Origin of the sequence: Salinibaculum salinum, from assembly GCF_037645885.1 — an archaeon.
Taxonomy (GTDB): Archaea; Halobacteriota; Halobacteria; order Halobacteriales; family Haloarculaceae; genus Salinibaculum; species Salinibaculum salinum.
The window spans coordinates 56,146-68,578 of sequence record NZ_JBBENW010000008.1 but is presented as its reverse complement, the minus strand read 5'-3'; the positions used below and the strand labels follow the sequence as shown (position 1 = coordinate 68,578).

15 protein-coding genes and 1 tRNA gene are annotated in these 12,433 nt (G+C 61.9%); 2 read left to right on the top strand and 14 right to left on the bottom strand.

Annotation, left to right across the window (positions count from 1 at the left end; all coding sequences use genetic code 11):
* Positions 1–7 precede the first annotated feature (7 nt).
* Positions 8–82 (top strand) — tRNA-Met (locus WDJ60_RS10030).
* Positions 83–193: 111 nt separating this feature from the next.
* Here the strand turns inward: WDJ60_RS10030 and WDJ60_RS10025 are convergent.
* The 13 genes from WDJ60_RS10025 to WDJ60_RS09965 all read right to left on the bottom strand — a co-directional run bounded on the left by WDJ60_RS10025 (position 194) and on the right by WDJ60_RS09965 (position 10,723).
* Positions 194–1,306 (bottom strand): glutamate-cysteine ligase family protein, encoded by a 1,113-nt coding sequence (locus tag WDJ60_RS10025; protein WP_340100249.1) that lies wholly within the window; start codon positions 1,304–1,306, stop codon positions 194–196.
* Between the two features lie 343 nt (positions 1,307–1,649).
* Entirely contained in the window at positions 1,650–1,862 is a 213-nt protein-coding gene (locus tag WDJ60_RS10020) for a YMGG-like glycine zipper-containing protein (protein WP_340100248.1), read from the bottom strand.
* A gap of 161 nt (positions 1,863–2,023) precedes the next feature.
* Positions 2,024–2,293: a DUF8152 family protein gene (locus tag WDJ60_RS10015; protein ID WP_340100247.1), complete on the bottom strand. Its 270-nt coding sequence runs from the start codon at positions 2,291–2,293 to the stop codon at positions 2,024–2,026.
* A complete protein-coding gene (hpt, locus tag WDJ60_RS10010; RefSeq protein WP_340100246.1) occupies positions 2,293–2,862 on the bottom strand; it encodes a hypoxanthine/guanine phosphoribosyltransferase in 570 nt (189 codons plus the stop codon). Before hpt ends, WDJ60_RS10015 begins: the two co-directional genes overlap by 1 nt.
* Before the next feature lie 38 nt (positions 2,863–2,900).
* Positions 2,901–4,826 (bottom strand): hypothetical protein, encoded by a 1,926-nt coding sequence (locus WDJ60_RS10005; protein WP_340100244.1) that lies wholly within the window; start codon positions 4,824–4,826, stop codon positions 2,901–2,903.
* Positions 4,823–5,308, bottom strand: coding sequence for a hypothetical protein (locus WDJ60_RS10000; RefSeq protein WP_340100243.1), 486 nt, complete (start codon positions 5,306–5,308; stop codon positions 4,823–4,825). The genes WDJ60_RS10005 and WDJ60_RS10000 overlap by 4 nt, the downstream gene beginning before the upstream one ends.
* 46 nt (positions 5,309–5,354) lie before the next feature.
* On the bottom strand, positions 5,355–5,759 hold the full coding sequence (locus WDJ60_RS09995; RefSeq protein WP_340100242.1) for a type IV pilin N-terminal domain-containing protein: 405 nt from the start codon (positions 5,757–5,759) through the stop codon (positions 5,355–5,357).
* A 501-nt stretch (positions 5,760–6,260) separates the two neighbouring features.
* Positions 6,261–6,731, bottom strand: coding sequence for a type IV pilin N-terminal domain-containing protein (locus WDJ60_RS09990; RefSeq protein WP_340100241.1), 471 nt, complete (start codon positions 6,729–6,731; stop codon positions 6,261–6,263).
* Between the two features lie 269 nt (positions 6,732–7,000).
* Positions 7,001–8,158: a bifunctional phosphopantothenoylcysteine decarboxylase/phosphopantothenate--cysteine ligase CoaBC gene (gene coaBC / locus WDJ60_RS09985; protein WP_340100240.1), complete on the bottom strand. Its 1,158-nt coding sequence runs from the start codon at positions 8,156–8,158 to the stop codon at positions 7,001–7,003.
* A gap of 41 nt (positions 8,159–8,199) precedes the next feature.
* The gene (locus WDJ60_RS09980; RefSeq protein ID WP_340100239.1) at positions 8,200–8,931 is read right to left on the bottom strand and encodes an NAD(P)/FAD-dependent oxidoreductase; all 732 of its coding nucleotides are present in this window, start codon (positions 8,929–8,931) and stop codon (positions 8,200–8,202) included.
* Between the two features lie 45 nt (positions 8,932–8,976).
* Positions 8,977–9,510 (bottom strand): hypothetical protein, encoded by a 534-nt coding sequence (locus WDJ60_RS09975; RefSeq protein WP_340100238.1) that lies wholly within the window; start codon positions 9,508–9,510, stop codon positions 8,977–8,979.
* A 117-nt stretch (positions 9,511–9,627) separates the two neighbouring features.
* Positions 9,628–10,101: a hypothetical protein gene (locus tag WDJ60_RS09970; protein WP_340100237.1), complete on the bottom strand. Its 474-nt coding sequence runs from the start codon at positions 10,099–10,101 to the stop codon at positions 9,628–9,630.
* Between the two features lie 148 nt (positions 10,102–10,249).
* Entirely contained in the window at positions 10,250–10,723 is a 474-nt protein-coding gene (locus WDJ60_RS09965; protein WP_340100236.1) for a hypothetical protein, read from the bottom strand.
* A 111-nt stretch (positions 10,724–10,834) separates the two neighbouring features.
* On the opposite strand from WDJ60_RS09965, the gene WDJ60_RS09960 reads away from it, so the two are divergent.
* The gene (locus WDJ60_RS09960) at positions 10,835–11,368 is read left to right on the top strand and encodes a type II toxin-antitoxin system RatA family toxin (protein ID WP_340100235.1); all 534 of its coding nucleotides are present in this window, start codon (positions 10,835–10,837) and stop codon (positions 11,366–11,368) included.
* A gap of 15 nt (positions 11,369–11,383) precedes the next feature.
* On the opposite strand, the gene WDJ60_RS09955 is transcribed toward WDJ60_RS09960, so the two are convergent.
* Complete coding sequence (locus tag WDJ60_RS09955; RefSeq protein WP_340100234.1) at positions 11,384–12,337, bottom strand: twin-arginine translocation signal domain-containing protein; 954 nt, start codon at positions 12,335–12,337, stop codon at positions 11,384–11,386.
* Positions 12,338–12,433: the final 96 nt, after the last annotated feature.

Sequence of the window (12,433 nt, the reverse complement as noted above, 5' to 3'; positions counted from 1 at the left end):
AGTGGGTAGCGGGATGGGATAGCTAGGAGATTCCGGCGGGCTCATAACCCGCAGATCGGTGGTTCAAATCCACCTCCCGCTATATTTTGCGGCGAGCAACTCCGCGAGCCGCAAATTCGCTCGTGGTGTTTTGAACCCAGAGAACGAACAGCGTGAGTTCTCGCGGTTCAAATCCACCTCCCCTTCGAAGCTATCAGTCACTCGCGACCGACTGCGCTCGTTTGACGTCCCGTTCGAGACGCTGTGCGTGTTCCAGACGGAGGTTTCGGACATCGGCGTCCGACAGCGTCCCCGAACTATCTATCTCGTGCGTTGCCGGCTCGTAGGCTAAGATGTCGAACCCCATCCGGTCGAGATAGGAACAGACGGCGTCCGAGTGGAGGCCGTCGCGAATTGCCGCGTTAACGTACTTGATGACGGCGTCGAACTCGGGGAGGACAATGGTATCCTCGGTTCGCATGCCGGTTTTCCCCTCTATTCGGACGGTCGTGTCGTCGAGCCGTGCAACGGTGTCGGCGATGGTATCGGCTAGCTGGATAACCTGACTCGGGAGTGCGGTGTCGGGTGACCGCCACTCCACAGTCCCGAAGGCACTCCGCAGTTGGACCGGCGTCCAGATTGCGCTCTCGGGGTCGAACTGTGCTTCGACGGCTCGTCGGTCGATGCCCGCAGCCGTTGCTGCTTCGGTAAACTCCTCGTAGCGGCGTTCGAGACGCCGGTCCCACTCGCTGATGTCGTCGACGTAGGGCCACAGCCGTCCCTGGTGTGGCAAGCCGTCGTAGGCCAGCCAGCGGTACAGTTTCGACCGAGCGCCTGCCGCGAGATGGCGTCCCTGGAAGAACGGCGAGGAGTTGGCGAGCGCGAGCGCGGGATCGAGCGCGATCAGCGTATTCAGCTGGTCGATTTCCTGGCCAGGGAGCTGTTCGACGTGGATGTGCGTCCCGGCACAGTGGCGGACGTACTCGAAGTCCTCGCCGACGACGGTGTCCTGGATTCGGGTGCGCTCGCTGGGCAAGTCTGGGATTTCGTCAGCGTTGACCGGCGTCGCGAGTGGGACGAGTCCCCTGTCGAGTTCCGCGGCGCGGTCGAGCACGCGGCCGATGCGGTCGAACAACTCCTCGCGCAACTCCGCTGTGGTTGCACACGGTGTCGTCTTGATTTCCAGCAGCGGCTCGACGAACTCCCGCTCGACGCCCTCGGACACGTCGACGAGCTCTGTCGGCTCGGCCAGTCGACCCCGACCGTCGATGACCCAGTACTCGACTTCGATACTCCGCCGGATTGCCTCGGTTTCGGGTAGTGACACGGTTTCGCTGTCCAGTTTCGACACGTGGTGCGCCCGACCGTTCCATGTCGGCGTTCACGTGATGCTTGCCATCACTATACGCACCAATCTGTGTGAACTATGCACAATAAACTACTGGGTAGTGAAGAAATTGCGGCTAAAGAAAGCTGAAACTCACTAAAAACCTGTGGTAATACGTTGTATGGTTGGGGAAATATGGTGTAGATGTATATTATTCACTTTGAGCTTTGGCTGAGTGCTGTCGGGACTGTTGCAACTGGATGCGTCTCGGTTGTGCCGGCCGTGCTGGCGGGTACGTACCGGTTTTGGCGGCGTGGAGAGCCGACGAGAAGAGATCGCGACGTTATTCAGCGTCGTCGCTGTCGCCTTTGACCTGTGAGATCGTGTCGCTGACGTCGATACGCTTTTCGCCGACAGTCGCGCCGACGAGAGCGCCGAGTGCGCCGCCGGTGCTGGCGGCATTACGGCTGACAATTCCGCCGAGAGCGGCGCCGATCGCCGCGCCGATTGCTGCGTGCTTGGCACGACTGAACGTACGCTTGAGTCGGTTTCCCATAATCGGTCAAACGAATGGCGACGGTATAAAACTGGTCGATATGACATGACGCGCCACTGAAACCGTATTTCGGCGTCAACGTTGATGATGTCTCCCTATCAGGAGTCGACCTCCGGCGAATACGCGTCGATGTGGGTCACCGTTTCGGGTGTACGGGAATACTACTCGAGAATCCGATCGGCAGCGCGGCGCGCGGCGGCGACGTGCTGGTCACCCTCGTCGTGTCCGGTGCCGTCGATTTCAGCCAGTAGTTCCGAGACTTTCCCGACGCGCTCTCTGGCAACGTCGTCAGAGAGGTTGCCCTGTGCTGCGTCGGCGGCGACGGCTTCGGCCTCGCCGAGGAGTCGGTTCGCCGACTCGTCGAGTGGTAACTCCTCGGTGGCTTCGAGGTGGTCGTGGAGTGAGGCCAGCAGTTCGTCGAGGTCGCTCATCAGCCGTCACCTTCCTCGTCGACGATGACGACCTCGCCATCCTCAACGATGACGTTGATGAGCGTTTTCGGGCTATATCCTGCTTCGGCGACCTTGTTCTCGCCGTCGGCCTTCTTGATGACACAGACGATGTCGGCGATGTCTGCACCGATGTCGTCGAGTGCACTGGTGATGCCGCGGAGGGTCCCACCAGTCGAGAGCACGTCGTCGAGGATGAGCACGCGGTCGCCCTCGTAGATGTCGTTGATGTACATCTCGCCTTCGGAGTAGCCGGTGACCTGCGAGAGGGAGACCTCGCCCTCTAGTCCGTAGCTTCGCTTGCGGACGACGACCAGCGGGATGTCGGTCATCAGCGAGACGGCCGTCGAGATGTGAATCCCCATCGCCTCCGGCGCGACGATCTTGTCGACGTCGTCGATGTCGGCTTTCCGGATGATTCGGATGACGATCTCCCGGAGCAGTTCCGGGCGCAGCATCGGGACGCCGTCGCTGACGGGGTGAACGAAGTAGTGATAGCCCTCTTTCTCGACGATTGGTGCGTCGAGCAGCGACTGTCTCAGTCGATCCATAGCAGAGGTACCGCCAGCCACACCAAAAAAGTGATTCATCAGGTTGCGGCCGCGAGCATGTCACTTACTGCGCCGACCACCGGGAGTACGTACTCGCCGATGAACGCGAAGTGAACGAGGCCAGTCAACACGAGGAAGACGGTTCCAGCGGCGGCCGCGAGTCCGAGCGCCGCGGCAGCGACTGGCTCGACCCGTCGGTCGACAGTGCTCGCGACCGTTGTCATGGCTGCGACGACGCCCAGGCCGACCCCGAGCAGCGCGTGGACGCGCGCAGCCTCACCGACGGCGTACTGGCCGACGACGAAGTACGCGAGCAGTAACTGGCCCCCGAGTGCGACGCCGGCCCCGTACGACCACAGCAGCGGTGACCGCTGGGTTTCGAGCAGTCGTCTGGTCGCCGCGGCTCTGGCCAGCAGCACGACACCGAGCGGATACAGCACGAGAATGTACCTGACCGTCACCTGCGTGTTGAGCGGGAGCCGACTGTTGTAGATGAGGACGAATCCGACGCCAAAGAGGACAGCCAGTGCGTCTGTCGCGTCGAGTGACTGGCGGAGTCGGGCGAACCCGCCGGTGAGGCTGCCGACGACAGCGCCGACTGCTGCACCGAGGACGGGCCCCGCTTCGAGCAGCGAGAGGTTGATGCCGACGAACTGAGTGTCCTGGCTGATTCCGTCGACGCTGCTGAAGACGTACGTCCGACTAATCGTTTCGAGGTTGGTGAACTCGGCGAGACTGTCGGTGCTAATCTGCAGTATCTGGCCGACGATGACACCGACTGGGCCGGCTCCGAGTCCGATGATAAACTCTTCCAGTTGCCTGCCGATGGTTCCGCTCGTGCCGCCGTCGCTGCCGGTCCCGCCACCGCTGGTCCCGCCACCACTACCGCCACTGCCGCCGCCACCACCGCTCGTCAGATTCTCCTGTGCGGGAGCGGTGAGTCCGCGCTCGCCCATCGCGCGCGGCGGTCGCAACAGCTCGCCGGTGACGAGACTGTTCGTGACGAGCAGCGGGACCAGCGAGAGCGCGAACACCCCGGCGACCATCCCCAGCGTCCGCCTGTCGTTCGAGGGCGCGGTCGGGATGTCGACGACGACGAGCGCGAAGAACGCGAACAGCGCTTCGGCCGCGTGAATCGTTGTGAACAGTCCGACCAGTGCGTACGCGCCAGCGCGGTAGACCGGCACCGGACCCAGCCCCGGCACCGCCGGCGCGGCGTCGGCGTCGCGACTGCGCGCGAACGCGTACAGCACTGCGACGAGCAACAGCGCCGAGAAGACGTGCCGCTTGGGAATCGTCGCCCAGAACCCCACCGGCGTCGCAGCGACGACGGCAGCGCCGGCGAATAGCCCCACGCGCGTTCCGTGTCGCCGTTCGAGCAGTCGGTAGCAGAAGACAGCCACCAGCCCCGTCGCGACTGCGCTGGTTAGCTGCAACGCCAGTAGCGATAGCGATGCGTAAGTAAAGGTTCGGATGAGCGCGGCGTTTGTCAGAAACGACACCACGACTAGTCCGGTGCCACCGTACAGCAGCGGTTGGTCGCGGTCAACAAGCTTGCTCAACTGCACCACGAGCGCCAGCGCGAGCAGGTGCCAGCTGGCGACGAGTGCGACGTGGAGGTCGACCATGGCATCGACGGCTTGGAGCGCCCACAGCGCCGGTAGCGAAATGACGAGTTGGCCGTAGTTACGGCCGTAGACGTAGCCGTCGCGGACGTTCGTCCCCGGTGCGACAAAGGAATCCGGTCCCGCCGTATCGAGCCAGACGCGGCCGTGGCTGAGCGCCTCCAGCCCCCGAACGAGCGTGAAGTTGTCGTTGATGAACACGCCCGCGCGCCAGGTCAGCGTCACGAAACACAGCGTCGCCAGGAACAGCACCAGCCCGTAGCGGTCGCCGAACACGCGCCGGCCGACCCGACGCGTGGCGGTGTGCACCGTCGTCAGTCGCGCGCGCCAGTCGCTCACCCTGTCACCTCGATGGTTATTGGTTCCGAGTAGACGACCGTTTCCTCGCCGTCACCGCGGAGGACGAGTCGGAGTTCACCCTCGTACCGGTCCTGCGTGAGTCGGTCCTCCTCCAGTGCAACATCCGATATCGAGAGGCTCGTCTGTCCTTCGCCCGTGTTGGCGAGTGCGTTGACGGAGCTGGTGCTGTAGCCGAGGCCGTCGATGTCGATGGAGTAGGTCAGAATTGGATTGCCCCGCAACTGCGAGACGTCGACAGTCGCGTCGGGTACGCGGAGGTAGTACACGTCACCGCCCTGTCGGCCGGGGTCGAGCGTGGCGGTGTCGGGCATCGAAACGACCGAGACGCTCGCGCTTCCTTGCCCGAGCGGTGCCTGGTCGGCACCCGCTTCGGGGACGGTCCACAGCGGTGTTCCGGTCGCTGCTGTGGCCAGTAGTATTATCGCTGTAACAATTGAGACGACCAACGCTCCCCGGTCCATCGTCTACCAGATTAAGTGCACGTGTAAAAAGTATCGCGTGTTATTATCAGTTGGATGGGTCCGATGCTAGCGTGCTGGACTGGTCTCCGTTATCCCAGATAACATTGACATCATGGTCGTCGCTCCCAGCGTTAGTGATGTTGACCGAATCGCTTGCTCCAACGACTTCACTATCACTACCTAGGTTGAGAGTAACATCACTATCTCCCTCTTTCCAATTGAAGTCAAGATCTTTTCTATCACCAACATCCCCACGCACGTAGAGATTATTCGATTGTATCTCTTCTCCCTGCGTTTTGGTTATTTTAAGACCGTCATCATGACTCTCGAAATCAAACTGAGCAGATGGCGCTGCCTCTGATGGGCCCAACCCGAGCACGAAGGATGCGATTACTGCGGCCAGGATGACCGTAATTGCGACCATCAGGATGACCCCGATGACCGGACTCACTGCGTCGTCGTCTTCTAGCAGTCTTCGTAGACGCATAGGAGATGCCTTATTTTGGATGGTATATATTAATTGGGGTCAGTTGAACGTTGAATCAAGTCTGATTATCAGTTTTGAGGTTCCTTCACCGTCTGAAAGAACCCTGCGGAGTCTTGCGGATATCTGTTTTTCAGACTGGTTTGATTATCACGTGTGATACGTGTAGCCGAAATCTGTCGATGAATCGTGATTGCCGAACCGATTGCCAGGACTGCCCCTAACAATCGCCGGTCACGGACCGTTCTGTTTCGAAGTAATAATAGTCTACGCCGAGTGAGACGGTGTGCTCGGCCCAGATAGTGTAATGTCACTAGACTTATCATTCTTGTTGGGGGCGTAGCCACCTCCCGGACCGAACGCAGCACGCGCGGGTTCGGATGCAATTCCATCAATGAAGATTTGCCCCGCCCGCACCACGTCACCGTTCTCGTACGTAATCGTCAGTAATGATGATGATGTGAAGCACTATCCGACGTTGTAGTTTCTCAATGTTGCGGAATCAGTGCCCTGTTCATTCTGCCAGATGATACTGACAGTGTCGCCGCTGTTTGCTGCTATGGTTATCGAATTCCCAGACGAGATCTCGCTGGATGCACCGTATTTCTCACTGTCATCACCACCCCAAGCGAACCGCTCTGATGAATTAGATATGAACAACTGATCGGCATTAATCGTGGCACCACCGCTGTGGGTTGCCGTCACGTTTCCGTCAGCATCTACAGCGTCAGTTGAGAAGTCATCTTCAACGTTATCACTGTCTTCGTTATAATCGAAATTAAAACTCGCCTGCGGAGCGGTGTCACTAACCTGTTCGCCGAGACCGAGCACGAACGTCGCGATGACGGCCGCCAGAATCACCGTGATGGCGACCATCAGAATGACGCCGATGACCGGGCTGACTGCGTCGTCGTCGTTGAAGAGTTGTTTGAGTTCCATAGTTTCCTGTATCTGCGCCTGCCGCTTCGGCCGTCGCAGGTTCACCCGTGCCTCCGTAGGTGAATCCTACCACCCAACCGCGCCGGCAGCTGCGCTTCACTTTATTCAGAAGCTGTGGCGCTATATAAATGCTGGCGTTATATCGACGAATGATACTGGAACGGGCCCGTCGTGCCGTCTTCTGGCACTTTTGCACTCCTCGTCTGCCGCCGATTATGCCGCCAGTAGGTACTGTTTACTCACCGAAATCCAACTCCGCCACCGCTCGCTCAGGGAAGCACCGACGCGAGTTCGTCTGCAACCGCTTCGCCGAGGTGTGTCTTCGTCCCGACGACGCGTTCGGTGCTTTCCGGTCGGACAATGACCGCTTCCGTCTCGTCCTCGCCCATTACGTTCGCGCGGTTGGCAATGACGAAGGCCAGCCCCACCCGGTCGAGGATGTCGCGCGCCTGCTCGACGATATCTGCCTCGTCGCCCTCGGCTTCGGCTTTGAATCCGACGATAGGGAGGTCGGGGTGCTCGTCGCGGACCGTATCGATGAGCTTCGGCGTCGACTCCAGGTCGAGCGTGAGGCTGTCCTTCCCCGACCGAATCTTCTCGGGGCTCTGTTCGACGGTGTAATCCGAGATGGCCGCCGCCGAGACCAGCGCGTCGGCGTCGTCGGCGTGGGCCTGGACCGCGGCGAGCATCTCCGCGGCGCTCTCGACCTGTTCGACGGTCGCCCACGCGATGTCCGGGCCGTCGTGGACGACCGTCACGTCTGCGCCGCGGGCGTAGCAGGCCCGGGCGACCGCTCGACCGGTGCGCCCCGATGCGCGATTCGAGAGCGTGCGAATGGGGTCGACGGATTCGGTCGTCGCGCCGCTGGTGACGACGACGTGCTCGCCGGCCAGCGACTGCTCGGTCGTCGCTCGTGCGACTTCGGTCACGATGTCGCGCTCGGCGGCGATCTTGGCCTTACCCTCCTCGATGCGCGGGTCGACGAAGTCGACGCTCCAGGATTCCAGTTGGTCGAGCGCGTCGAGCACGCCGGGATGGTCGTACATCGGTTCGTGCATCGCCGGCACGACGACGGTGGGTACGTCCGCACCGAGTGCCGTCGTCGCCGTCGTCGTCACCGGCGTGTCGTCGATGGCGGCGGCCATCTTCCCGACAGTGTTGGCCGTCGCCGGCGCAATCAGGAGGACGTCGGCCCACCCGTCGCGCCCACAGAGTTCGACGTGCTCGATGCTGCCCGTAATCTCGGTGACGACGGGGTTGTCGGTGGCGAACTCCAGCGCCCACGGGTGGATGATGCTCTCGGCGGCCGATGTCGTCACTGCCCGGACCGTGGCCCCCTCCCGGCGCAGTTCGTGGGCGAGTTCGACCGTCTTCACGGCGGCAATCGACCCGGTCACGCCCAGTGCGACGTTCACTCCTGCCAGCATACGTGCACTCCCGTAGCGCGCGGATATAAATGCGGGTGGGGCTACTCCTCGACGCTCGGGTGCTGGGTCGGTTCTTCGGGGTGGGGCTCACTGAAGTGCGAGCGCATCACTTCGCGCGCTTCCTTCTCACGCCGTTCGCGCTCCTCGTCGGTGATCTCCTCACAGCCCGGCGGCACGTCGCGGTCCCGACTGGTGAAGTATCCCTCCGGCGCGACCCAGTCGTGATAGAAGGGAACCTCTGACTCGTCGATGACCGTCAGCGCGACGCTGGCGCCGTCACCGGCCGCGACGACGGTCTGGTGGTGCTTTTCCGCGATGCGGCCGGCGGCGTACAGCCCGTCCACGTCGCTCTCGCCGTGTTCGTCCACGTCGACGTACGTCTTGCTCCCGCGCTGGACCAGCCCAACGTCGATGTCAGCCAGATACTCCGTGTCGGCCCAGGAGGTGCAGATGACGTAGTCTGCGGTCAGTCGCTCGTCCGCGCCGTCGATGTGGACGTCAAAGCGGCCGTCGTCTGCGATGCTGACGCGCTTGACGCGTCCCTCGCGGATGGGACAGTCGTTGCGCTCGGCCTGTTCGCGAGTCAGGTCCAGAAAGCGGCGTGCGTTGACACCGGCGGGAAAGCCGGGGACGTTTTCGAGGTGTGCGTTCCGTTCGAGAATTGGGTCGCCGCCGTCCAGTACCAGCGTGTCGAGGCCCGCACGCGCGGTTAAAATCCCGGCGGTCAACCCTGCTGGTCCGGCTCCGACGATACAGACATCTCGTGTCTCCATACCCGTCTGTTCACACCGACCGACCAGAATCTGACGGATTCCGAGTCATAGCGGCTCGGGCGTCGCCGTCCCCGTCAACACCCTGAACGTCCCCGCGAGACAGTCCTCGCTCAGCGACGACTGGGCGAGGAGATCCCGGACCGTCTCCCGGTCGGGTCCCGCCGCGAAGTAGACGTACCGGTCGAACTGCACGAGACCGAGCGTCCCGTTGTCGTGGCCGCCCTGCGCGCGCTGCCGTTCCGTCCCCTCGTCGGCCGCCGCTGGCGAACTGAACTCCGTGACGCTACTGTAGTACTCCTCGCCGTCCGGCCCGCGGTAGAGTGCATACGCCGTGCGCTCGACGCCGTCGTCGTGGCTCCCGTCGGTCGTCGTTATGTCCCCCGTTCTGTCGTAGCTGTCACTCTGGGGGAGCGCTGCCGTGAGCGACCCACTCGGTGGCCGACAGGCAGACGTATCACCCGGATCCACTGGCGTGGGTGTCGACCGCTCGCTCTCGTTCCCGTCGCTACAGCCCGCCAGCCCTGCCGTCGAGGCAGTCACGATGGCCGTCGCCGACCTGAGCACGTCACGCCGTTGCATGGACTCTGCCGAGAGATGTGCTCTCGGAGTGATAAGCATACTGCTGTCCGGGACCTGACCGAGCACGGACGCGACACCAACCCACCAGACGGAACTGGAAGAGAATATCCGCGAAAATCAGAGGAACTCGATGTTGTCGTCGACACAGCCGTCGCTCAGCGTCGGCGATGCCTTCATGAACGCGGTCACGGAGTCCTCGTCGGGACCGCCGCCAACGAAAATGTACGCCCCGGTCTGGATGTAGCCGAACGCGCCGTCGTTGAAATCTCCCGCTCCGGCCTCGCTCGCATTGTCAGCCTCGTCTGCGGCAGCGTCTTCGGAACTGAACTCGCTGATGGCGAAAATGTACCCCTCCTCGTCCGAGTCGGTGTAGAATCCCGTCGCCGTCCGCTCGACGCTGTCCTGGCCTTCACCGTCGCCCGTCGACACCTCGCCTTGTCGCGAGTAGTCGTCGCTGTCCGGAAACGAGTCTTCCAGGTTGTCACCGGGGGTATCACAGCCGCCGCCCAGGATACCGCTGCAGCCTGCCATTCCCACTGTCGATGCCGCCGCAAGCGCCGATGCCGATTTGAGTACGTCACGCCGTTCCATGTGTTTCCACGCGCTACGTATCTCCTCTGTGATTTAAACCATTCTATCACGTGCGTCCTCGTGACTGCTCTTCACAGTGAACGCAGTGCCTGTGTAACAAACCGTTGCAATCTGCTCTCTCGTCCCGCCGATACCCGGGAGCGTGCAACTAAAAAAAGACGATTTCCTCGCCGGCACAGTCATCGTTCAGGGGGCCGGCCGCTGCCATGAGGTCGGTCACGCTGGACTCGCTTGGCCCCATCGCGACGTAGGCGTACTGGTTGACGACGACGTAGCCGGTGGTGTTGTAGCCGAAATCCGCCCAGTTCTGTTCGGTGCTTGCCGCTGCTGTCGCGTCGTCTTCGGACTCAAACTCGCTGATGACGAACAGAAAGTTCTCGTCGTCCGTGACGTAGCTCCCGAGGGCGTGTTCGGTCGCTCCGCCCACTTCTGTGGCGTTGCTGTTCGTGTCGACGCTCGGGTCTTCGTACCCGTTCCCGCGCGGGAGCGCACGCTGGAGGTCACCGCTCGGCGTTCCACACGGGTTTGTGCTGGTGGTACTGTTGGTCGAACAGCCCGCCAGTCCGGTAGCCGCTGCTGCGGTCACCGCCGTGAGCGACCGGAGTACTGCCCGCCGTCGCATCCTTTGGAGAGGCGACCGCAAGTACCGTAAAATTGTCTCATCGCAACCGACTGTACTCTGTGGGCTTGCCAGAATGAACGAGCATTAGAACCTCCAGCCCATTGTGAGCCTGTGGACGCCGTCGATGTCAGCACCGTGGTCTATTTGCCCCCGAAAGAGATTTACGAGTTCCTACTGGATTTCCCGCGGTACGCCCGGTACTCCGAACACCTCACGGAAGTGCGCCGCCGGGACGGCGATGGCTCGCCCGGGACGCGGTACGACATCACGTTTTCGTGGTGGCGACTCTCGTATACGGCCAGCTCGCGAGTGACCGATGTCGACCCACCGAACCGCATCGACTGGCGACTAATCAAAGATATCGACGCCCGCGGGCACTGGGCGGTCGTTCCCGAACCCGAATCGGCCCCGGACCCGGACACGCCGGCGACGCGCGTGCGTCTCTACGCCGAGTTCGCACCGGGTTCTGCCGACCGGGGTGCGCTCGGATTGCCCAAGATGGTCTCGTTCGACTGGCTCGTCGACCGCATCAAACCGAAAGTCACCGCAGAAGCAGAGCGCATCGTCGAACGAATCGTCGCCGACCTCGAGGGGGAACCCCGCGACGTCTCCCTCGACGTTCACACGACGCCCGATTCGCTGTAGTGTGGCGACTCGCGTCTACCGGCCGATGTCGTAGGTGTCGATGGTCGCGTTGACGATACCGGCGGTTCCGTTCTGGTTGACGTTGACATCCCGTGCGTACGAGAGGATACCGCCGCCGGTGTCGCTGCGCTCGACGTACTCTTCGAGGTCGTCGGTGCTCACGTCGCCCTCGCTGTCGAAGACGAACACCTGTTTGACGTTCGAGTTGCTCCCGTTGATACTGATCGACGCTCCCGAGGCGACCATCCCTTCGAAATTACCCTGTGCGATCGACTCTCTGTCGCTGTCGACTTCCTCTCTGAGCGTCCGTCCCGACGCAATCGCCCCGCTGAACTCGTTTGCAAGCGTGTTGAAGTCGTCGCTGTCGTCGACTGCGCGATTCTCTCCGTTCTCGCCGACATCGATTATCGCCTTCGCGTTTTCGACTGCGGAACTGAAGTTGTCCTGGAACTCGCTACCGGTCGGCCGGGCGGAGATTATCGCGTTGCCGCTGACTGCCCACGCCTCCTCGGCCTCTTCCGGACCGTTCGCGCTACTGGGAATGAAAATGTCGTAGTTCCCTTCGGAGTCCTCCTCGGTGAACTCCCCCCGGTCTCCCGAACCGCTCGGACTCGTCAGTTCAGCCGCCACGTCGTCGGCGTTGTACGATCCCTTGTACACTGCTCCGCCTTCCATGGACAGGGACATGCTGAGCGACTGCCACTGGACGCCCGTCCGATAGGTTTGTTGTTCCTGCTGGTACGTGCTGGGGCGGAGATTGGTCCTGTTGCTGTGAATCTGTGTCGGACTCGTCACGTTGAAATTGACCGTTTCGCTGTTGGGCTCGATTTCGCCCGCTGCGGGCACCCAGTTCGTGAACTGCCCGATACCGCCGTCCCCACCGATGAACGGTATCTGCTCACACCCTGCAAGTGCTCCCGCGCCCGCGACTGCACCCGCCGCCAAGAACTGCCTTCGTGTCGGTTTCATACCAACTTCTCGTTTTTGAGCACGTCATATATGTGTACTGTTTTCTCATACGAAAAGTGGACTAACGGCTGGGGAGCGCTCCAATTCCGACAGGTA

What these genes read in the sequence shown, in the direction of transcription:
- hpt (WP_340100246.1), bottom strand. Translation starts at nt 2,862, where the DNA reads ATGGATCGACTGAGACAGTCGCTGCTCGACGCACCAATCGTCGAGAAA.
- WDJ60_RS10000 (WP_340100243.1), bottom strand. Translation starts at nt 5,308, where the DNA reads ATGGACCGGGGAGCGTTGGTCGTCTCAATTGTTACAGCGATAATACTA.
- WDJ60_RS10020 (WP_340100248.1), bottom strand. Translation starts at nt 1,862, where the DNA reads ATGGGAAACCGACTCAAGCGTACGTTCAGTCGTGCCAAGCACGCAGCA.
- WDJ60_RS09990 (WP_340100241.1), bottom strand. Translation starts at nt 6,731, where the DNA reads ATGGAACTCAAACAACTCTTCAACGACGACGACGCAGTCAGCCCGGTC.
- WDJ60_RS09970 (WP_340100237.1), bottom strand. Translation starts at nt 10,101, where the DNA reads ATGGAACGGCGTGACGTACTCAAATCGGCATCGGCGCTTGCGGCGGCA.
- WDJ60_RS09980 (WP_340100239.1), bottom strand. Translation starts at nt 8,931, where the DNA reads ATGGAGACACGAGATGTCTGTATCGTCGGAGCCGGACCAGCAGGGTTG.
- WDJ60_RS09965 (WP_340100236.1), bottom strand. Translation starts at nt 10,723, where the DNA reads ATGCGACGGCGGGCAGTACTCCGGTCGCTCACGGCGGTGACCGCAGCA.
- WDJ60_RS10015 (WP_340100247.1), bottom strand. Translation starts at nt 2,293, where the DNA reads ATGAGCGACCTCGACGAACTGCTGGCCTCACTCCACGACCACCTCGAA.
- WDJ60_RS09975 (WP_340100238.1), bottom strand. Translation starts at nt 9,510, where the DNA reads ATGCAACGGCGTGACGTGCTCAGGTCGGCGACGGCCATCGTGACTGCC.
- WDJ60_RS09955 (WP_340100234.1), bottom strand. Translation starts at nt 12,337, where the DNA reads ATGAAACCGACACGAAGGCAGTTCTTGGCGGCGGGTGCAGTCGCGGGC.
- coaBC (WP_340100240.1), bottom strand. Translation starts at nt 8,158, where the DNA reads ATGCTGGCAGGAGTGAACGTCGCACTGGGCGTGACCGGGTCGATTGCC.